The 22,621-nt window shown below is 32.3% G+C and carries 17 protein-coding genes and 1 tRNA gene; 2 read left to right on the top strand and 16 right to left on the bottom strand.

The window, feature by feature from the left end; translation table 11 throughout:
• Positions 1-37: 37 nt before the first annotated feature.
• Entirely contained in the window at positions 38-868 is an 831-nt protein-coding gene (locus AST99_RS08050) for a helix-turn-helix domain-containing protein (RefSeq protein ID WP_057781233.1), read from the bottom strand.
• Between the two features lie 192 nt (positions 869-1,060).
• Here AST99_RS08050 and AST99_RS08045 point away from each other — a divergent pair, with 192 nt between their 5' ends.
• Complete coding sequence (locus tag AST99_RS08045; RefSeq protein WP_057781231.1) at positions 1,061-2,083, top strand: adenosine deaminase; 1,023 nt, start codon at positions 1,061-1,063, stop codon at positions 2,081-2,083.
• A 127-nt stretch (positions 2,084-2,210) separates the two neighbouring features.
• Here the strand turns inward: AST99_RS08045 and AST99_RS08040 are convergent, their stop codons facing one another.
• The 12 genes from AST99_RS08040 to AST99_RS07985 all read right to left on the bottom strand — a co-directional run bounded on the left by AST99_RS08040 (position 2,211) and on the right by AST99_RS07985 (position 18,492).
• Positions 2,211-3,275 (bottom strand): HAD family hydrolase, encoded by a 1,065-nt coding sequence (locus tag AST99_RS08040; protein WP_057781228.1) that lies wholly within the window; start codon positions 3,273-3,275, stop codon positions 2,211-2,213.
• Between the two features lie 121 nt (positions 3,276-3,396).
• Positions 3,397-4,284 (bottom strand): ChaN family lipoprotein, encoded by an 888-nt coding sequence (locus AST99_RS08035; protein ID WP_057781226.1) that lies wholly within the window; start codon positions 4,282-4,284, stop codon positions 3,397-3,399.
• Positions 4,285-4,324: 40 nt separating this feature from the next.
• The gene (locus AST99_RS08030; RefSeq protein WP_083495633.1) at positions 4,325-5,773 is read right to left on the bottom strand and encodes a M16 family metallopeptidase; all 1,449 of its coding nucleotides are present in this window, start codon (positions 5,771-5,773) and stop codon (positions 4,325-4,327) included.
• 9 nt (positions 5,774-5,782) lie between these two features.
• Entirely contained in the window at positions 5,783-7,099 is a 1,317-nt protein-coding gene (locus tag AST99_RS08025) for a M16 family metallopeptidase (protein ID WP_083495632.1), read from the bottom strand.
• 63 nt (positions 7,100-7,162) lie between these two features.
• Complete coding sequence (locus AST99_RS08020) at positions 7,163-8,701, bottom strand: DUF6850 family outer membrane beta-barrel protein (protein WP_157486329.1); 1,539 nt, start codon at positions 8,699-8,701, stop codon at positions 7,163-7,165.
• A gap of 28 nt (positions 8,702-8,729) precedes the next feature.
• On the bottom strand, positions 8,730-9,974 hold the full coding sequence (locus AST99_RS08015; protein WP_198151430.1) for a DUF4876 domain-containing protein: 1,245 nt from the start codon (positions 9,972-9,974) through the stop codon (positions 8,730-8,732).
• A gap of 1 nt (position 9,975) precedes the next feature.
• Entirely contained in the window at positions 9,976-12,969 is a 2,994-nt protein-coding gene (locus AST99_RS08010; protein ID WP_083495631.1) for a TonB-dependent receptor, read from the bottom strand.
• Positions 12,970-13,093: 124 nt separating this feature from the next.
• A complete protein-coding gene (locus AST99_RS08005; RefSeq protein ID WP_057781207.1) occupies positions 13,094-14,266 on the bottom strand; it encodes a FecR family protein in 1,173 nt (390 codons plus the stop codon).
• 130 nt (positions 14,267-14,396) lie between these two features.
• A complete protein-coding gene (locus AST99_RS08000) occupies positions 14,397-14,957 on the bottom strand; it encodes an RNA polymerase sigma-70 factor (protein WP_069727823.1) in 561 nt (186 codons plus the stop codon).
• A 334-nt stretch (positions 14,958-15,291) separates the two neighbouring features.
• Positions 15,292-15,364, bottom strand: a tRNA-Met gene (locus AST99_RS07995).
• 320 nt (positions 15,365-15,684) lie between these two features.
• Complete coding sequence (locus AST99_RS07990; RefSeq protein ID WP_057781205.1) at positions 15,685-16,494, bottom strand: hypothetical protein; 810 nt, start codon at positions 16,492-16,494, stop codon at positions 15,685-15,687.
• A gap of 87 nt (positions 16,495-16,581) precedes the next feature.
• Entirely contained in the window at positions 16,582-18,492 is a 1,911-nt protein-coding gene (locus tag AST99_RS07985; protein ID WP_057781203.1) for an ABC-F family ATP-binding cassette domain-containing protein, read from the bottom strand.
• Positions 18,493-18,578: 86 nt separating this feature from the next.
• Between AST99_RS07985 and AST99_RS07980 the strand changes: the two genes are divergently transcribed.
• Positions 18,579-18,977 carry a DUF983 domain-containing protein gene (locus AST99_RS07980; RefSeq protein WP_057781200.1) on the top strand — a complete coding sequence of 133 codons (399 nt, stop codon included), beginning with the start codon at positions 18,579-18,581 and terminating at the stop codon, positions 18,975-18,977.
• On the opposite strand, the gene AST99_RS07975 is transcribed toward AST99_RS07980, so the two are convergent.
• From AST99_RS07975 to porM, 3 genes are all read right to left on the bottom strand, one after another.
• Positions 18,967-20,016 (bottom strand): NAD(P)/FAD-dependent oxidoreductase, encoded by a 1,050-nt coding sequence (locus tag AST99_RS07975; protein WP_057781198.1) that lies wholly within the window; start codon positions 20,014-20,016, stop codon positions 18,967-18,969. The genes AST99_RS07980 and AST99_RS07975 overlap by 11 nt on opposite strands.
• 87 nt (positions 20,017-20,103) lie before the next feature.
• Positions 20,104-20,997 (bottom strand): type IX secretion system ring subunit PorN/GldN, encoded by an 894-nt coding sequence (porN, locus tag AST99_RS07970; RefSeq protein WP_057781195.1) that lies wholly within the window; start codon positions 20,995-20,997, stop codon positions 20,104-20,106.
• Positions 20,998-21,054: 57 nt separating this feature from the next.
• Positions 21,055-22,617 (bottom strand): type IX secretion system motor protein PorM/GldM, encoded by a 1,563-nt coding sequence (gene porM, locus AST99_RS07965; protein ID WP_057781192.1) that lies wholly within the window; start codon positions 22,615-22,617, stop codon positions 21,055-21,057.
• Positions 22,618-22,621 lie beyond the last annotated feature (4 nt).

Below are 22,621 nucleotides of genomic sequence, written 5' to 3'. Positions count from 1 at the left end.
AAGAAAACAAAACGTCCAAATAATAATAAATTTAGCATTATAGTTTCTGTGCTTTTCTAAAGGCTTTAATGCTTATGTGTTTATGTTTTTTGTAGAATTTATTAATATGACTTTCGTCTATAAAACCAAACTCGTCCACCAATTCTGCAATGCGTTTATCACTATATTTTAAGCGATGTTCTATTAGCTTAATTTTATAATGAGCCAAATAGTTTTTATAATTTTCGCCAGAATGCTGTTTAAAATAAGAGCTAAAATAATTTGGAGATATACCAAAAACTTCGCTAATTACTTGAATTCGTAATCGAGAGGGCTCGTAAATATTTTGCTCGACATACGTCAGGATACTTTCAAATTTATTATCTACTTTTTCTGTAAATCCATGTGGTTTTTTCTCAGAAATGTTCCGCGCAGCAATAACCGTTAACGCATTAATATAATGAAGATTTAAATCTTGATGGTAAAGTTTTTGTTCTTTTAAACTGAGTATTAAAGACGCTGCAATATGCTTTATTAGTACTTTATCTGAGTTGTTTGTAACTATAGTCCCTGAAATCTGACTAGAAGAAAACAATAATTCTTCAAGATAATCAATCGTTTTCCATCGGTAATCTCTAACGTAAGACACGTGGACTTTCATTATTAAAAATTCAGTGTCTCCATGCAGTTCAAAATCATTGTCTTTATTGGGTGTTAAAAGCACCAAATAATCGCTTTGAAACGGAATAGAATTTCCACTGTATTTATGGGTACCTTCTCCTGAAATGACATATACAAACTGAAAAAAATTTAAAAGTTTTTTCACTTTCCATTTTCTTGTTTTAAGATAATAGGCTTCTACAGCTTCATATTTCTGGTCTTTTATCATGCTTGAAAAATACATTTTTATAAAAGAAATATACCTATTTAGAATTATGTTTTGCATATAAATTTGCATCAAAATCAGAACACAAATGAATATCTGTTGACAGTTCTTACTGTACAGCCGACTAAAAACAGTATTACATTTAATTAATTAACACGTACAAATCGTATATTAAACTTCGAAATAATACATCATATGAAATCTACAGAATTAAAAAACATCATACAAGGCATTCCCAAAACAGAACTACATTTACATCTAGAAGGTAGTTTTGAACCTGAATTGATGTTTGAAATAGCAAAAAGAAACAACATCACTTTAGATTATGATACGGTTGAATCTTTAAAGAAGGCTTACAAATTTAATAACCTTCAGGAGTTTTTAGACATTTATTATTTGGGAGCAAAAGTACTTATTCACGAACAAGATTTTTTCGATTTAACTTGGGCGTATCTCACCAAAGTACACAGCCAAAATGTCGTGCATGTAGAGGTGTTTTTCGATCCACAAACCCATACAGAACGCGGTGTTTCTTTTGATGTTGTGATTAACGGTATTAAAAAAGCACTTGAGAAAGGTAAAGAGGAATTAAACATTTCTTACAAACTTATTATGTCTTATTTACGTCATTTAAGCGAAGAAGAAGCCTTTAAAACCTTAGAAGAGGCTTTGCCTTTTAAAGACTGGATTGATGGTGTAGGTTTAGATTCTTCTGAAGTAGGAAATCCGCCAAGTAAGTTTATTAATGTTTTTGAAGCTTCTGCAAAACACGGTTTTAAATTAGTCGCTCATGCTGGTGAAGAAGGTCCTGTGGAATATATTTGGGAAGCTTTAGATCATTTAAAAATTGACAGAATAGATCATGGAAACCGCTGTTTAGATGATGATACATTGGTGCAAAAATTAATTGAAGACAACATTGCTTTAACCTTATGCCCTTTAAGTAATCTAGAGCTGAAAGTGATTCAAAAAATGGAAGATCATAACATTGTTGAAATTCTTGACCGTGGCATTATGGCCACTATAAATTCTGACGATCCTGCTTATTTTGGAGGATATATGAATGAGAATTATTACGAAACCGCTAAGGTTTTTAATTTAAGTAAAGATCAATTATTACAATTAGCAATAAATGGTTTTGAAGCCAGTTGGTTAAGCCCTGTAGACAAAGACAAACATATTTTAAACGTGAAAAATTATTTTAGCGCTTTAAACTGATATCCTTAAATTGAAGAGTAGATTTTAAAACAGGATATATTATCAAAAAAAATAGTCGGGTTTACACCCGACTATCATTTAACACTCTAAAAAAACCGCTAACCTGTAAAGGTTTGGGGTAAATTTTCTATTCTTTATCGAATGGATAAATAATGTTCCAATCGTCTTTCATACTTGCAATAGACCAACCTTTTTCTCCAGCTTCATCTAAAGCTTTATCAAACTTACCTACGTGAGACGTTCTATCGTAAGCCCATTCTCTAATAGAATCTGTATGGTGAACGTATAATTTAAATGTCTTTAATTTATTAGCGTCTGTCCAACGTAACATTTGTAAATCGCCATCTGAATTTCCTGCTGCAAATACTGGTTTTCTACCAATATATCTATTTATCCCTACAGGCTTTCCTTCCTTATCATCGTTTAAATCAAGCTTAGGTAATCTTTTAATAAAAGGTTTTCCATCGTTATACTCATATTCTGTTTGTATACTACTCCCTACGACTTGATCTTTAGGAATGTTATATACTTCTTCTGTCCACGGACGCATAAATTCTATACCACCTCCAGATACAATAAACGTTTTAAAATCGTTAGCTCTTAAATAGTCTAACAGTTCTAACATAGGTTGAAATACTAATTCTTTAAACTTCTTCTTTTTTATAGGATGTTCTGCCGTTGCAATCCAATCAGATACTAAAGCTTCAAACTCATCTGTCGTTGTTCCTGCATGTGTGGTCATTACAATCTCTAACAACCCTTTTTCTCCTTGCGCCATCAAAGCTTCCATATCATTTTCTAGAATAGCTTTGAACGGTTGTTTGTTTTTCCATTCAGGATGATCTGCTGCCATAGCTTTTACACGAGATACGGCAAAATAGAATTGAAAATATACGGGTTGTTCCGACCATAAGGTACCGTCATTATCGAACGTTGCAATACGATCTGCAACAGGAATAAAATTAGCGCTAGAACTATTCGTGACATCTTCTACATAAGCCATGATTGCTTTTTTAATGTCTCCATCGTTCCAAGATGGTAATGGGTCTGACACCACTACCTCAGCGACATCTTTAGTTTCATTTGTTTGAGTATCTGCATGAGTAGCTTCTTGTTTACAAGATAACACACTCACAAAAAGCACACTACACATAACAAGGTAACGTGATACAGATTTGATTTTGTTCATCATTTTAAATTGGTTTAAAAGTTATATTGATTATACTTAAAGGTACAAAAGTAAAATGTTTTTAATTTAAAACAGATTATAATTTACATGATTCTCAATTTAACTCCCCATACATTCATATAAATTAACCTTGGGTACTCGTCATTGTATTTGCAACTACAATAATATAATTGGCTATAGTTGCTTTTTCTTCAGTGGTCATTTTTTCCCACTCCGATTGTAATACAGTAGTTATGGATTTTATATGTAATCCTGGTTGGATTTTATTAATCCACCATATAATGCCCTGACTGTAGTTTGAATGGTAAGACCCTTGAAAATGCAATAATAATTCGCCTTCACTAAAATTTTTAAGTGCAAAATGTGCCATGGTTGCATCTTTTGATGCTTGAGCCATTTGAATGTTTAGCATATTTGGCGGTACGTGTCCACCCATGTTTTTGGCCATTTCTGCATAAGCCTTAACTGTTGGATCGAAAAATGTTTTTAAATCTGGGCCTATGAGTTCTAAAGCTTCGGGACTTAAATTATCTAAAGCCTCTACTCCTTTCTTATTAATCATGGACGCATAACGTCTAGGAATATTTGTAGCAATAAATCGCAGACTATTGTCTTTGGCAAATTCAACTAAAGGCTTATAATCGGTATTATAATTACTCCACATTTGAGTCATTTCTGGAATCATTTTGGAATCGGTATAGAATCCATTCAAATATTCATTTAAAACCAATTGATTACCACTTTCAAACATTTCTGCTCCCAAAAACAATGCTGTTCCTTTAATATCGAATAAGCTTTTACTAACTTCTAATTGCAACCAATGCGAAATAGGATTAAAATGATATTCTCCAAAAAACACCATATCACTATCTGCTAGATCGGAAATCATATCTTCATAATTTGCAAGGTCTCCATTGTTTTGATACAATTGATATGCCGCTTTATGTTGTGCATTTGCAGCACTTACTATTGATAGTATTAACAAAATTATTAATGTTATAATATATTTCATATCTGTTATGTGTTTAGTTTAAAAATAAATATGGTATGTTTTAAAACTCTAATTTATTCCCCTTTTGATCGTAATACAATACCTCTCCAAATTTTTCGAGCGTTCCTTTTAATTCGGATACTTTTCCTGTAATTGTAATGACGCATTTAAAGGGATCTATATATTTTTGCGCCATTTTCATGATATCTTCAATGGTGACTTGGTAATATTTTTCTACTTTATTTTGCAAATAATCATCTGGTAAATGGTATAAATCTTTTTGCATGGCAAAAGTAATGTACGGAATTGGAGCTATCGGATTTAAGGATCTGGTGTACTCTCCTATTAAACTATTTTTAGCAATTTTTAAATCTGAAGCACTTACTTTTTCATTTCTTAATCGTAGCATTTCTAGAATTATATTTTCGATAGCATAAGCCGTTTGTTCGTTACGCACACTTGTATATACAGCTCCTGTACCGCCATCTGCAGCACTCCCTACAGACGAGTTTATGTAATAACAAAGTGCTTTATCTTCTCTTAAATTTTTATACAGATATGATAATTGACTTGCTCCGAAAATATTATTTAAAACCTGTAGTTTAATATCGTTTTCAAAATAAGTATAAGCATCTCCTAAATGCCATTTAAAAGCTATTTTAGATTGTACCGCATCGGGTGCATCTTTTACAATTATTTTTCGATTTTGAATGATTGATGTTTTCGTTTTTACAGGACTTTCTTTTACATACGGCGCTCCTGTTTTCCATCTTCCAAAATAGTGCGTCATTAATGTTTTACATTCCGATTCAGAAAAATCTCCTACAATAACAATGAGTGCATTGTTAGATACAATTCGGTCGGCCTTATAATCTTCTACATCTTCTATTGTTAAGCCTTCATAATTTGGCTTTGAAGTCTGTTTGGTTTCTTCGCGTTTTATTTTAGGGCCAAAAAGTAATGAATCGACCACAGCATCTATAGAAAATTGCTTTATAGGTTGTGTAAATACATCGCTTTTCTTTCTTCCCTGTGCTATTGAAGCTTTGTATTTTTTACTAATATATTCTTGAGTAATTATAGGGTTTAATAAGGCATCTACATAAACATCTAACAACGTATTAATGTCTTGCTTCATCCCTTTTATGGTGCCACCGTACATATTTGCATTTAACATGGCCGCGTATGTATTAACAATAGAATCTATCTCCTGATTCGGATATTTTTTAGAAAGCGTGTTTGCATATGCTGTATTTAAAATGTTTTTTTCAGCCAAACGCGTTTCTTCAGTATAATTTGGTAATTCAATATTAACAGACATCGTGAATTTTGGATAATCTTTAACTGGAGCCAAATACACCCGAAGTCCGTTATTTAATACCATTGGAATTAATTTACCAACGTTCAATGTCTCTGGATTATTCGCTTCTGGAGGCATAGATCGATCTACTTGTGCAGCGCTGGATAAACTGAAACAGATCATTAAAATAAATACGTGTAAATTTTTCATTATATTATATTATTCAGGATGATAAGCAATGACTATGCGTTTATTTTTATCAAAATATGTTTTAGCTACGCGTTGTATATCATCACTTGTTACACCTTCAAAATCTGATAATAGTGCTTTTATATCGGAAGTGTTTTTATATAAATGATAATAGTTAGTCACCTTATCTGCGAACGTTTCTGCATGATAAAAGTAATCAACATAAGCAGAAACAAACTGTTTTTTCACTTCTTGCAATACCAACGGGTTCACTGGTTTTGTTTTTAACAACTCCAATTGTGAGTCTATTTTTTGAAGTAAATAAGGTTCACTATCTTTTGAAGCGACAGTAGCATTAATACTTAAAGTCCCTACGTTCTCCCAAAAATCTGCAGTAGCATTTACACGTTTTATAATGGTATCTTGTTCTGGTATTAAATTTTTTTCGAAATAAGAATAATCACTATTTCCAGATAAAATAGATGTTATAATTTGCATTACTGGAGCATCTGAATTGCTTTGAGACATTATAGGATACCCTACAATTATGGATTCGTCTTTTAGACCTTTTATATATTTATCTGTATGCTGTTTTACATTAGATGGCTTTTCAAAATTTTTAGGCCTTTTAATCTTTTTGCCTTCCGGAATATCTTTAAAATATAGGTCAATCCATTTCTTAGTGTCTTCAATGTTAATATTACCTGAAACAACTAAACACGCATTGTTTGGTACATAAAACCGTTTAAAAAAGGCATCGAAATCTGTTTTAGAAGCCTTGTTTAGATCTTCCATAGAACCAATCATATTATGGCCATAAGCGGTGTAGGTAAATAGTTCGGACATGAGATCGAAATACGAATTCCCTAAGGGCTTATTATCGTAACGCATACGTCTTTCTTCCTTTACAATTTCACGCTCACGATCTATTCCTTCTTGGGTAATTACAGGATGCATCATACGTTCTGATTCTACCCAAAGTCCTAATTTAAATTCATGTGCAGGTAGTAATTGGTAGTAATATGTCACATCGTAATTGGTATACGCATTGCAGTATCCGCCCGCATTAAAAATAATATTCTCTAATTCGCCTTGCGGAATGTTTTTAGTTCCATGAAATAAAAGATGTTCGTAAAAATGCGCATATCCTGTACGATCTTCAACTTCGTTCTTAGAACCCACATGGTATTTGGTTCCAATTATTACATTGGGTTCGTTTACATCTTTATGTAGAATAACATGTAATCCGTTGGCTAAATCATATTCTTCTAAATGCACATTATCCATATTCTGACTCCAAATTACCATGGGTATGCAAAACATTACTATTCTTAAAATCTGTTTCATTTTTTAATTTTTAAAACCTAGTACAATCCTTAAGAAGGTATAACAACATATCATTTAACCGACTTAAAAATACAGTTTTAGTCCTGCCGTTATATTTAAATAATCGTCGCTATTAGCATAATAACTCTCGCTACTTACAGGTAATTCTGTAGCTTTTGTATATGCTGTAGTAAGTGTACATTCTAGTCTATTTTTAGCTTTCAATTTTATATCGATACCCAGTTTCGTATTCACATTAAAGGCATCTATTTCTGTAAAATAAGCCATTTTATTCCCTATCCAGTCTACGTAAATATTATTCGCTGCAAAAGGATCGTGTTCTACATGTAGTGTTAAGTGATACAAGGCCGAAAAGTTCGCAAAAAAAGCAGTTTTACTAGAAATGCTCTTGTTTAAACCTATAGCAATTTCAGGGTCTATATATTGAAAATCATACGTGTAAGCATAATTTAAGTCGAACTGACTTTTGTTATAATAGTTAACACCTACACTAACTTTATTTAAAAACGCATTATAAAATAAGACGTCTGCTTCTGCCTTTACATTATAGCTTGTTGTTTTAAAATTCTTATAGTAATACGCCCCTGCATCTTGCCAAACTTCTCCGCTACCCTTTAAATATTCTGCTTTTAAGCGAAGTGACATTAATTTATCTGCCTGATATGTATTATAAAAAATGTGTAATTGTTCTTTTACAAAACTATATTTAGAAAGCTCATCGTTCTCCTCTATGTTAACAATGTTTTTGTCTCTCCAACGCTCTACGCCATACTCGGTAGCACTCTCTATAGATAAATCCCAACCGTCTTGTTTAGTAAGCCAAAACAATTGTAACTCAGGAATATTTCTTTTGGTTTCAAAACCCGTCTCTATGTTTTTTATATAAGAACCTAAACCGGTATTTAGGTAATAATTTGCCGTTGTTGCCGTATTATTCTCAGGAAATTTATTTCCCAATGCAGAATCTGTTTTATAAAACTCATTACTTAAAGCTAAACTAAATACGTGTTTAGGGGTGTATTGATAACTTAAAGCCACTTTTGTTTGCACTTTTAATGCTGTTAACTCATTTCGAGTATCTGTTTTTCTAAAATAAAAACTAGTATCGTAATTTAAATAGGCTCCCAAAGTTAATTTTGAATTCAGTGCATTCGCAGCACTTACCTTAAAATTGTAATCTTGATGATTCCATAAACCAGTAGTTTCTTGAAACAAATAGTAAGGCGAACTATTTTCTGTTATACCATACGTTAAGTTGTTTTCTATATCTTCTTTTCTTGTATTTAAATATTCTAAACTTCCATATAGAGTCCAGTTTGTATCTTTTAAAGACGCTAACGAAGCTGTTTCTAGATACAGCCCGTTTTGCTTTTTATAATCTTGAGGATGTCTCAGTTCCCCTTCTGAATAGAGATAATTGAGTTCGCCATAAGAAAATTTTTGAAGGTTAGATTGGTTGAGTAATGAAGGCATTTGAAAATACCTGTCTTCAAAAAGATTAAAATGGAAGTCTCGCTCTATAGCAGATAAACTATTTACATTAGGTATTGTTTGAGCGCAAAGATGCAACACAGATAAAAATAAAGAGAATGTAAGACACATTCTCTCTATCTTTAAACGGTTTCTTTTTTTAGTTGTTGTAACCATATTTATCAGGGAAATCTATAGCTTCAAAATCTACAGTTGAATTGTTTGTGTCTATTAAAATAGTTCTACCAAAACGATCAGAAGCAACGTCGTCAATTTTTCTTCTTGAACTTAATCCTGTGTAAGATATTGCGCCATCTGCATTTACATAAGTAAACCCGCCATCTAAAGCACTTGGTATACGTTTAAAATCTGCTGCTCCAGAATTATCTAAAATATCTACAGCGTCGATAACCTGATCCACAGAGATTTTCATTAATTTATATGTCGTTGTAGATCCAGATTCTGTGTAATCTACTATATCTGAATCTGAAAAAGTAGCTTCATTACTTATTAAAACTACACTTGAAGAGGCTGTTGCTAATCTGAAAAAATTGGTTTCATCAAACATGTAAATGTTAGTCATATTTGGTACCGCTGGATTATCTAATTCGAAAAATGAATTCCCCGCACGCCCTTGAGCCTCTAACCAATCTATAGAGTAATGCTCTAAAGTTGCATCTGTATTATTTAATTGGGTATCTGGAGCTGTACTTCCTTCTTTATAATTTACGGCATTTAACGCGATAACAATACTTTGTCCTGAAGCTATAGGATAATCTGTTCCATCTCCTGGGATTTGGCTCATAACATCTGTATATACATAATCACTATCTGTTAAAACGCTATATAATGCAGTATCACCAGACATTCCTGTGTCTCCATATATATTGGCAATATACATACCATCTGCATATAAAGTTTCAGCCGAATTATTAAAAATTTCTATAAATGAATCTTTAAATAAAGTGATATAACCAGATCCTGAAGAATAAACTTCCTTGATTACTAAACCGCCATCAGAATTTACAGCATTAACCTCAACAGTCGCTACCGTAGTTTCTTGAATAGAAACAGAAACGTTGTTAGCAGTACCACTTAACGTATAATCGTCTGTTGTATTTGTTGCAACTACAGTATACGTTCCTACAGAAAGATTTGTAAAGAGTACAGAACCATTTACGTCTGTAATTGATTCTATAGTCGCGTTATCTACCGTGTTTGTAACACTAACCTCAACCCCTTCTAAAGAGATATCGCTAAGTCCTGTAGCTAATTCTAATTGCACTTGTAAATCGCCAAGATTAGCAATACTGTCATCTTCACTACATCCCATTACCCCCGTTACTAACAAAACAACTGCTATCAGTTTTGTTATGCCTACTCTTCTTAAAATTGTGTTTTTCATGTTATTCATTTGATTTATTATTAATTAGTATTGTGACATTAAACCCAACAGATAATTTATTATTTAATGTTTGCCGATTTCCTAAATAATCATAAGTTGGATTGTACCAAGGCGCATTGTTAGCGTAAAAACTAAACGAATGGCCTTGTTTTGTTTCTTTACGTATTTGTAAGTTAAAATTGCTGTAAAAAGGCGTCCCTACGGTGGTGTAAGTATTAGCGTCTTTCACTAAATCTGCATATTCAGGATCTGCTCTATTTTCTTCTGGGATTGCGATGTAATTCCCGTCTGTATCATAATATGCAAACGGATATAAGCTTGTACCTATATACTCACTACTTTCTTTAAAATTTAATTCGGCAGAAAGGGTTAAAACAAATCGTAAAGACGGTATATGTTGAATTAATGTTAGTGTTCCGAAACTTCTAATGGCTTTAATTAATGGATTATCGTATACGCCATATCTCACAGAATTATCTCCAACAACATAGGCAGATTTGTCTATACTAAACCCTTTATCTGTAACTACACTTTCTAAATAGCTGTATCTAAAATTAAATTCTGTATTGGTTGCTTTTATACGTTTCGGACTTAAAGTCACTTCAACTCCATTTGTAGACTCGGAGTAGTTATTTTTCATAACACTTATTGTTCTCGGAATGTTATAAACTTCGCCTGTTGGTTGTACTATTGGCTGTTCACCGGCTTCTGCACTAACCACTTCATAAACTGATTTAGGCAACAATAATAATTCTGAGGTTGTATTTATACCGCGTTTTAAATCTTTCTTAAAATAAGTAAAATTCAGATTCATAAAACTAGGAGACCAGTCAAAACCAATTTCTTTTAAATCTGAATAATTTGGTTTTAGATGATCGTTTGTAGGCTGATATACATATGTAGTTACCACAGCTAAACGTTCGTTTGGATCTTCTGCATAGTATTGAAAATTAATATAATCTATATACGATTTCCCAGGATATAACTGTACCATTGCAGGTGCTTTGTAAGATACACCCCAAGCAACTCGAGCCGTAAAATCGTTATGATTGGTAGAGAATGACATACGTGGAGACCATAAATTATAGCGCTCTAACATATTATCATATCTCACTCCTAAATTAAGTTGCTGTTTTGAAGATTCGCCATAACGTTTAATGATGGTCTGATGATAGGTAGAAAATGTTTTAGATGCTGGAATTTTCTCGAAAGCTGCAGATCGGCTCCCTGCGATATCCTGAGTATGCGCAATATTTCCAGAAGCTACGCGACCACTTCCTGTATTATCATCTAATGTATATTGTATACCTGTTTCGAAATTGAAATCGAAATCTTCTAAATGTAAGTATTGAGATGCATTTACCATCCCGTTAAAATTTATTGGCTGTCCTTTAATATCTCTAGTCTGATTAAAAGCATTTGGCGTATAAGTGGTGTTATAAGTGCCACTTTCTAAAGATTCAATAATTGGATAAGGGCCATCTAACACATAGCTATCGTAGAATGAATGTTGGTTAACAAGACTCCCACTCACATTATAATTAATCTTTCCTAAAAATGAAGATGTAAAGTCTCCAGATAAACTTAATTGATAAGATGTACTTTTTACATCTGCTTCATTCTTATAAACCTCTTCTGGTTCGTGACGATTTCCATCATCTGAATGCCCAATTCTTAACGCTGTAAAATGATTCCAGTCTAAATTTTCAAAAACAGGAAGTTTCCAGCGTAAACCTAAATTAAAACTTTTATAAAACAACTTACGTTCGGTAGGTGAGCCTGAAGAATATGCAAATGAAAAATCTGAATTTAACACTCCAAAATCATTTAACTCATAGCCTTTAGCTATTGAGGTTTGATAATTTGTAGACGAAATATTGGCAGAAACAATATAAGGAGACTTCCCCACTTTACTTTTGACTAAAACACCTCCAGATGATAAATTTCCGTATTTAGGTGAAGCGACACCTGCTATAACTTCTACAGATTCCACATTGGCTAGAGTTATACTTCTTAAATCTACACCTCCCGCAACCACAGCATTTCCGCCATCTAAAGTCGATGAATTTTTAGTTTGCATATTCGCATCGGTACTAATTGCGGTTCCATCTATAATTATGGCGGTACCAAAAGAATTCACATCAGACGTAACTGCACTTCTAATATTGGCTTGCTTTGCAGATGTTAAATTAACTTGCTCTGTTTTGTTTCCTGGAAGCAGACTTAACACATCAGATAAATTCATAGCCTGAACTTGTTTTATCGCCTGACTTTCTATTTTGTATGTTGATGTCCCTTCCCTACTCTCTGTCTTTTTTGCCGTTACTACAACAGCATCTAAACTCAATAAGTCTTCTTTTAAAGTAACTATTATATGAGATACATCTGGTAATGTAGACACATCTATACGCTCTGCTTTAAAACCAATAAGACTAAAATCAATTTTAAAATTTTCGTGAGGCAATTCCATAGAGAACTCTCCATCTATATTTGTAAATGTTCCAATATTTAAATCTGCGATAATAACATTAACATCGGATAAGGGATGCTGATTAACATCTAAAACTTGGCCTCTTATTTCAATTTTTTGACTGTTTCTTTGCCGTGCCGATATCCGACTTTTAACAGCTTCTTTTTCCTTTATAATAATGATATTATTATCGGTTATAGTCATATCAATATTCCCACCAGACAGTGCCAAAGCTAGAAGCTTATCTACTTTAATAATCCCTTTTTTTAATTGAATTTTAGGGAAAGACTCAAATAAATTCTGAGGATATATAAACATATAATCACTTGATTGCGTTTTAATTAGATTAAAAACTTCATCAACAGTCACTATTTTATCTTCATTAATATTAATTTCAGCATTTTGAGAGCGTACATGGTTAGAACTAAACATAGTAGCGCAAAACAAGAATATAAATATTCGCATAATACAGTTTAAGATACCTTTCCCCATAAGAGGTCTAGCACTAATTAATTTAAATTTCATTAATTTGTAAATTATTAGTTGATTAAACTTTTTAATTAATTAATATTTTATTGTGGAGAAATAGTCTTGAGCTTGGCGGTTTAAACTATTTCTCCTTTTTTATAACAGGATAATATCTTAGCTGTTATTTTATAATTACAGATTTTTTATGAATCTCAAATCCGTTAATAATATTTGCTTTTTGTAAAATAGATAGAATAGTTTCTATACTATAATTCTTTTTTAGAGCTCCGTTAAATCTCTGCGTTTCTAAACTTTTTGTTTCGAATGTTGCATCTATATCGTACCATCTAGACAGTACTGTCATGATATCTTTAAGCGATTTATCTTCAAAATTAAACACGCCTTCTTTCCAGGCTATTTCATTATAAACATCGATTTGAGAAACTGCTAATGTATTGGTGGAAGTCTGTAATTTAGATTGCTGATTTGGAATTAAATTTTGAACAATCCCTTCGGAGCGCACTAAAACCTTACCTTCCACTAAAGTTGTATACACGCTAGATTCATCTTTATATGCCTTAATATTAAATTCGGTACCTAACACCTCGACTGTTTGTGCTGTATTAACAACTTGAAATCTCGCCCCATGATGCTTGGTACTCGGAGAAACATCAAAATAGGCTTCACCATAAACAAGTTCTACTACACGAGTTTCTCCTGGTATAAAATGTATAGGGTATTTTATTTTAGATTCTGAATTTAACCAAACCTGAGTCCCATCAGCTAATGTTATTTTAAATTGACCTCCTCTTGGAATTGTTAAATAGTTATAAGCAATTGCTTCAGGATTTATTTCGGTATTTGCATCTTCATCATAGACAAGCTCCTCACCGTTTGTTTGTAAATTTTTAGCCTTATATTTTACATCTTTAACAAGTTGAATAGTTTCCCCGCTTTCTAAGGTTAAAATCGCCTTATCTACACCTGGTTCTATTTGGTTGTCGACAATAATTGGAGAGATATTATTCCTATTTAAATCATTATTTTGAGAGAAGTATATAGTTGTCATCAATCCTAAAGCAACAACTGCTGCAGCGGCATATTGCCAGTAATAGGTTTTTCTTGGCATAACTAAATGAGACTGTAGTTTTTTCCAATCTGCTTTACTATCAATCTTAGATTTTAAGTGTAATCGAGATGTAACTTCGGATTCTTTTGTAAGTCTATTTATAATTTCTTTTTTTTCTTGATCCGAGAATAGTTCTGAAGATTCTAACGCCTTTACCTTTTCATCTTTTAATAATGAAGAGGCTACTTGCTTAGATAATAATATGATTTTATTAAAGTTTAACATGACTTACAATAACTATTTACACCTAAGACGACAAAACATTAAGATAGGGTTAAAAAAATATTATTATTTTTAACCAAGACGTAAAATATTAACATTTAGAGACTGACTATAGGCTGGATTATGAGAATTTTTAATGGGTAGAATCGAATGCAAAAGCGATTAAGACGAAGTAATTTTTCAATAAAGGTCTTAATCTTTTGTACGCTATTTTTTTTTGAGCTTTAACGGTATTTACAGAAATATTTAAGTGTTGAGCTATTTCTGTGTTTGTTAGATCTTTTATGCTTAATCTTATAATTTGAGCACACTTGTTGGGCAATGTATTTATGGCTTCTTCTATTCTTGAAGCCGCTTCTTCTATAACCACTTCTTTTAAATAAAAAGAATCTTTATTTAATGCATCTATATCTTTAACAGACATATTATCTGTAGATTTATAGCGTTTGCTTTTTAAAAAGTCTATCGATTTATTTTTCACAGAAGTGTATAAATACGACTTTACGGCAATCTCATTTTTGAATTCAATTTTCTCCTCCCAAACCTTTATAAAAACGTCCTGAACTAAATCTTTCGCTATATCTAGATTATCGACATAGCTTTTTGCAAAAATGCATAACGAAACATATAATGTATCGTAAACATCCTTATACGATTTTAAGGACAAGGTATATACATTTTCGGGAGAGGACACTTGCTTTAAATTAAATTACAAAGACCAAATCTACTTAAAAAGTAATAAACATGGATAACCGCACTAATTTTTTACGTATTGAATACTTAAATAAATAAAAAAGAATATTTATATTATTTAAGCATACATATTTTGATAATTACTGAATTTATAAATGTGTTTAAAGCACAGAATTTACCTCTTTGACTGAAGCAAGAGAAAGCAAACCCACAATGCTAAAAATGCAAAAACGGATCCTTGAGTACAATCCAACCAACTTCTTTTGCAATTTTAAAACCTATGTAAAACAAAAAATCCTTACAAACGTATGTTTATAAGGATTAATTTAATCTAGTAGCGGGAACTGGACTCGAACCAGTGACCTTCGGGTTATGAGCCCGACGAGCTACCTACTGCTCTATCCCGCGATATAATTCTAAATCAATTAACTTAGCTTTTAACTTTCAGTTCATAACTACTGACCTAATTGTTTCGGACTGCAAATATACGACCCTTTTTTGATATTTCAAGTGTTTTTATAAAAAATATTCAAACTATTTTTTACCCAACTGATACACTGCATATTGACAATTAAAAAAGTGGTTTTAAAATCTATTAAACATCATTACGACTAATAACAAACAGTAAATTTCAAATTATAACTACGTTAAAATATGAAAATAGGGCCTTTATAGTTGTCACTACGATAGTTAACATAGTGTATGACATACATTTCACAGACTATTAATTAATAATCTGTAACTACAGAACCTGGTTCTAAAGACAAATAGTCTTTTGGCATATGATCTGTAAAACTATGATAGTCTTTAGTAAAACTATTCTTCTTTAACATTAAGGTTGTAAGGTGCTTTAATTTATTTAAAGACAACGGTAAATAACCTGAAAATTTATTATTGGTAATAATTAACTCTTCTAAGTTCGATAATTGTGCGATTTCGGCTGGCAATTCACCTTCAAATAAATTATCGTGTAAACTTAAATGTTCTAGTTTTTTTAATTCACATAATTGAACTGGGAAATATCCTGAAAAATGATTTCGTCCCAATTGTATAATTTCTAAATTTTCAAGTTTGTTAAATGTAGAAGGGATTGGTCCTTTAAACTTATTATGATATAAACTTAAAAATTCTAGTTGATCTAAATTCCCTATTTCTACAGGTAGAAAACCTACAAATTCATTTAAAAACAATTCTAAACTTCTAAGATCTCTAAGTTCTCCAATAGAACGCGGAATTGTACCGCCTAATTTATTAGATGCTAAATTTAATTCTGTTAAATACGTTAACTCACTAATACTTGCGGGTAATTCTCCTCTTAAATTGTTGCTATGTAAATTAAGAGACACCACATGTTCATCGCTTATTTTAACACCATACCAAGTCTCTACTGGAGCATTTAAATCCCAAGGGATTGTCCAATGTTCGCCATCTGTGGCATAGTACAAATTTACTAAAGCTTTTTTCTCGCTAAAAGGTACGCTTGCGAGGGAAATAAAGGATGAAAATAAACAAATAAGAGCAAGTAGTCTTGTTTTCATTTTGAAAGGGATTTAGGGGCTATTAGATAACAATGTTAAATAAATCTCTGTTCAAATTCAAATTTTTTCGACCAACTACATCAATTGTTAACTTTCTAAAATATCGAGTTCCATTTGCACATCTTCCCAATCTGACATTAATGTTTTAAGCTTCTTTTTTTTGTTATTATATGCATCGAAAAAGTCTGGTTTTGCTGCTAATTCATCATAATTTGAAGCCAAATCTAAATCGAGTTTTTTAATGTCTTTTTCCAATTCATTAATCTGAGATTCAATCTTACTTAATCTATTTTTAAGTGATTTTAATTTCTTCTGATCTTCATAAGAGGCTGCCTTTTTTTCTTTAGGCTGATCTTTAATAACATTACGTTTTTCAACCTCTCTTAAATTTTCAACATTACGTTCTTCTAAGTAAAAATCGATATCACCTAAATATTCTTTTATTTTATGATCTTTAAACTCGACAACTTTATCCGTTAAATTTTGAAGAAAATCACGATCGTGAGACACTAAAAGTAAAGTTCCCTCGAAGCGTTTTAGAGCTTCTTTTAAGACATTTTTAGATTTTATATCTAAGTGATTGGTAGGTTCATCCATAACCAATACATTAAACGGCTGAAGCATTAATTTAGCTAATGCCAAACGGTTTCTTTCACCTCCGGAAAGTACACGTACATATTTTTCGGCTTCCTCACCTCGAAATAAAAAGGATCCCAAAATATCTCTAACTTTACTTCTATTCTTTTCGTTAGCAGCATCTATCATGGTGTCTAGAACGGTTTTATTTCCGTCTAAATACTCTGCTTGATTTTGTGCAAAATATCCGATTTGTACATTATGTCCTAGTTTTAAATGTCCGTCGTGCTCTAGTTCGCCAACAATAATTTTTGCAAGAGTCGATTTCCCTTGCCCATTTTGTCCAACAAAAGCTGTTTTGCTATCGCGTTCTATATGTAAACTTACGCCTTGAAGCACTTTTTTATCGCCGTACTCTTTTACAATATCATTAGCCTCGACCACTACTTTTCCTGGTATTACAGATACCGGGAAATTTAAAGTCATTACGCTATTATCATCCTCATCAACTTCAATTCTATCAATCTTATCAAGCTTTTTAATAAGTGATTGTGCCATGGTAGCTTTAGACGCTTTAGCACGGAATTTTTCAATTAATTTTTCGGTTTGCTCAATTTGTTTTTGCTGATTTTTCTGTGAGGCAATTTGCTGATCTCTAATTTCTTGACGCAAAACTAAAAATTGAGAATAGGCTTTAGGATAATCGTATATTCTACCTAACGAAATCTCTATGGTTCTGTTGGTAACATTGTCTAAAAACATCTTATCGTGAGACACAATAGCCACAGCTCCTGGATAGTTTTTAAGAAACCCTTCCAACCAAATTATTGACTCAATATCCAAGTGGTTTGTAGGCTCATCAAGTAATAAAATATCATTATTTTGAAGTAATAACTTGGCTAATTCTATACGCATACGCCAACCTCCAGAAAAGGTATCTGTTAGTTTTTCAAAATCTTCGCGCTGGAATCCTAAACCTTGTAAAATACGTTCTGTGTTACCTTGATAATTATAACCTCCAACAATTTCGTATTGGTGTTGTAAATCGTTTAAATCTATCATTAATTGATGATACGATTCACTTTCATAATCTGTTCGAGTTACAAACTGTTCGTTTATATACTCCATCTTAGCTTCTAGATCTTTAATTTCGGTAAAGGCCTGATAAGCTTCTTCTAAAACAGTACGTCCTAAAACAAAATCTATGTCTTGTCTTAAAAATCCTATTTTCAAATCTTTATCAGCAGATATTTGTCCAGAATCTGGTTCTAAATCTTTTGATATAATTTTCAGCATGGTCGATTTACCTGCACCGTTTTTACCAATTAAACCAACGCGATCGCCCTGACTTAATTTAAAGGTTATTTCTTCAAATAAATATTCACCCTGAAATGAAATAGATAGGTTATGTATATTAAGCATAGAATTGTTACAAATGTTACCAAACGTTAAGAGATTAAATCTTAAGTTTGTGTTTTAAATTAAGTTGTAAAAATACATTAAATAAAATGTTTACAAAAGGATCGAAACTATATAGTATGTTAACGGGTGTTTGCCCAAAATGTCACCAAGAATCTATGTACGTTACTAAAAATCCATATATACTTAGTGACACTTTAAAAATGCACGAACATTGTTCGCATTGTCATACTAAATATAAAATTGAGCCTTCTTTTTTTTACGGCGCCATGTATGTGAGTTATGCCGTAGGTATCGCCTTTGCCGTAGCCGCTTTTGTTATTAGTTATTTATTTATAGGGACGGGATTAGTAACCTCTTTTATTGCAATTGTCTGTACATTAATTGTATTTACGCCTGTAATAATGCGTTTATCCCGTAACATATGGATAAATATGTTTATGAGTTACGATAAAAACTTAGTAAAAAAACAAGAGTCTAAGCCTTAATAAATCTTTGTATATTAATTTCAGAATCTAAATCTACGCCATGTGCAATAGCATTATAAAGTTGTTTAGATACATAAGGCCCAATTAACACACCTCGAGTTCCTAATCCATTTAGCACATACATATTCTTGTATTCTGGATGTACTCCAACTATAGGACGTCTATCTTTTATGGTAGGACGTATTCCTGCTAAATGTTCTACGACCGTAAAATCGCATTTTAGAAAGGTGTTTAATTTAGTTAACAGTTCTGTTTTACCTGCTTCGGTTACAGCATTTGTTTTATCTGTCCACTGGTACGTAGCCCCTACTTTATATAAGTCGTCGCCTAGTGGAATTAAAAACAAACTCGCTTTTAAAAGAAACTCCATTTTTAAATCTGGCGCATGTATAACTAACAGCTCGCCTTTTGCACCAACCATAGGAAGTGTATTGAAATACGGGTTATTTAGAATTCCATAACCTTCAGCAAAAATTAAGTGCTTAGCTTTTACATTTTGATATTTGAAGCCCGAATCTGTAATCTGCAAGTCTTGATATTGAAATGCGCTTTCCTCTAATTCACCATGTAATTTTAATTCTGCTTTATAGGCAGAAATTAGCTGGGCAGTATCTATTCTTCCAGATTCAAGCACTTCGCCATAACCAAAATCAGCATCAATACCTGAAGTAGAATTTTTAATTAATTGGGTTGAAATATACTCGCCTAAATTAGGTTTATCTGAAGCTGTAAACCAATCATTTTGTTCTTCTGAAGATAAAAAACGACGATATACAGGCGTGGTATAATCTAATTTAACACCTAATCTAGTTTCTAGTTTATGGTATAACGGTAAGGCTATTGCCAATTGCTCTTTCACTTTCCAAACAGCCGTAAAACGCTTTAAAACAACTGGATTATAAACACCTCCTGCCACTGTTGATGATTGTTGCGATTGGTTATCGAAAACCAACACAGAACCGTTATTCTGTTTGACCTCTTCTGTAAAAGATATCCCTGCTAATCCGCAACCGACAATTAAGTAATCTACTTCTTTCATATGTCAAAGATACGGTGTTTAAAATCTGAGCAAACAAAAAAGGCTCGCAAATTGCGAGCCTTTTTTATAAGATTATAATACTATGGTTTAGTAAGACCACATATCTAATTCAAAATTTCTAATACTTTCTTTAATTCTATCAGATTCTAATAACTGCATTAAAGCGTTATCTGCAATGTATTCGGTAACTTGTCTGTCTCCAAAAACATTTTCCTCTTTAAAAATATATCCATTAAAACGTCTAGAGTTTAAGATGTGATCGAAAGAGAACGGTACGGCACTGTTATCGTCGTTAAACGCTTTAGCTTCGTGTAGCACTTGTCGAGCATCTGGATAGAAAATCCAAAATAAAGGAATTAACTCTTTATTTTCTGGATCGTCAAGGAAGTTAACATCTGGTGCAACTGGAGCGATACCTAATAAACGGTACTTTAATTCAGACTGGCGTTTATCAAAATACCATAATCCTTTAATCCAGTATTCAGCAACATCGTAAGAAGAAATTTGTCTTCTATCTATATATTGTTCATCTACAACACCTTCTGCGTTATATTGCTCATACCCCATATTCGTTGTATCAACTAAGACTAAGGCATCTTGAATATCTCCTAATGTTCTTTTTGTTGTAAAGTAAGAATCGTCGTAAATATTTTCGATTTTTCCTTGCTTAATAGCTTTCATAAGAACATCGTAAAGAGAACGTCTATTGCTTCCAATATTATTTGTATCTACAGGATAGTATAAAGGAAAGTTTACACGCTCGTCTAACACAACTTTTTCCCAAACCATTTTAGAAAACAATAGGTCACGGTCATCTACATAACCATATTCTAACGGCTTATCATTATCTAATGTTTTTTGAGCATCAGTTCTTAAACCGATTTCTTCTGGGCTTTTTGCATTTAATATATTGGCTTGCGCAAAAGAAGCTGAAGCAACAAATATGCTACATAGGGTTAATAAAAAACTTTTATAATTCATTGTTTAAAATTTTAAAATGTTGTGCTAATCTATTTTTTGAGATGACTAAACTATATATTAGTTAGAAAGCTCTATTATAATTGGAGATACTTTTTTCAATTTATAAGATGAATTACCATTGATTTGAGCTGAGATATCGAAAATAGTTACAGATTCACCTCGTTTTGCTTTACGTAAAGCAGCTTCTGCTCTACTGTTAAGTCTTGTTCCTCCAACAGTAATGGTTGGTTGTCCAGGAATTTTAATTTTAAATGAGGTTACTTTTAATGGTAAATCGAAATCGAAATCTTCTAATTGAGCCCCAATAGTAGCCGATGATAAACTATTACGTTGCATAGATACGTTTCCAGACTCTCCACGGATTGTTCCTGTAGGACTTGGAATATCTTTAATTCTAAACGTTGCTTTATCAGACACTTTATTTCCGTCAGGTAAAGTTCCACTTACGTTAATAGTAACTTCTCTTCCTGTACCAGGATTCATAATATATTTACCACTTCCAGTACCTTTTCTTAAACCAGATCCTGTAGCGACAACTTTACTATCTGCAATACCTGCAAATGTAATAGTCATTGGGTTAGCAACACCACGGTATACTACATTCATTTTGTCTGCAGAAATCGTTGCTGCATTTGGTTTAGAAATAGTAGCGAATGTTGATTTTACAGGAACTTCTACAGACTCACCATCTTGTAAGAATGTTAATTTCCCTTCAATAACGTGTTCTCCAGCACTTCCTGTTCCAAAGTTTAATTTCACTTTACCATCTTCTACAGTATATTGCTCTGCAGTTAAAGGTCTACCATCTAATGTTAATTCAACTTTATTTGGCTTTGTAGATCCATCTTTACGACCTAATACAATGTTTCCGTCAAAAGTTTCTCCATTAAAGTAAGCCGATTTAGATGTTTCTAATAATGTAGTATAGTTAGTCATAGAAGCATCTGCTGCTAAAGACCCTGCTAACATATTATTTAACACTTCAGAAGCTGTAGTTTTAACATCAGATTGCAATTGTGTAACCTTTGTTAAAGATGCAACTAAAGGATATCCTTTATAGTTATATTCTAACCAGTCTACTTTAATACCATCTCTGTTTTCAACTTCGTCGGTACTAAATTTCTTTTTAACATCAGCAGCCATTGGTGCTAATTTTGGGTCTGATTCTAAAATTGCAACGGTCTGATCTCTAAATTTAGCGATTTCACTTAAGAATTTCTCACCTTCTTCTTTATGAGAATCTCCTTGGAAGAAGTGATTGTCTAAGAAATCACCTTTATCCATAGTTTCGTAATCTGTTGCATCATCTAAGTCTGCAGTCATTTTAGATTTTAAATCTTCAAGATACGAGTTTAAGTCATTACCTAAAGATCCTATTTTGTCTGCTTTTTGTTTTAGTGATTTAAACTTTTCAGGGTTCTCATCTGCTTTTACAGCTAGATTAGATAATAATGCTTGATTACGTCCTGTTGCTAATTGGTTAGATTCTACCAATTTTTCGTTCATTAATCCAAATGCTGAAAGCACTTCTTTTGACATATTCAACGCTAACATCGCGATGAAGATTAAATACATCAAGTTAATCATTTTTTGCCTTGCGGATAAATTTCCTCCTGCCATTTCT

The organism is Formosa algae, from assembly GCF_001439665.1.
Taxonomy (GTDB): Bacteria; Bacteroidota; Bacteroidia; order Flavobacteriales; family Flavobacteriaceae; genus Formosa; species Formosa algae.
This window is presented reverse-complemented; position numbering and strand designations above follow the sequence as displayed.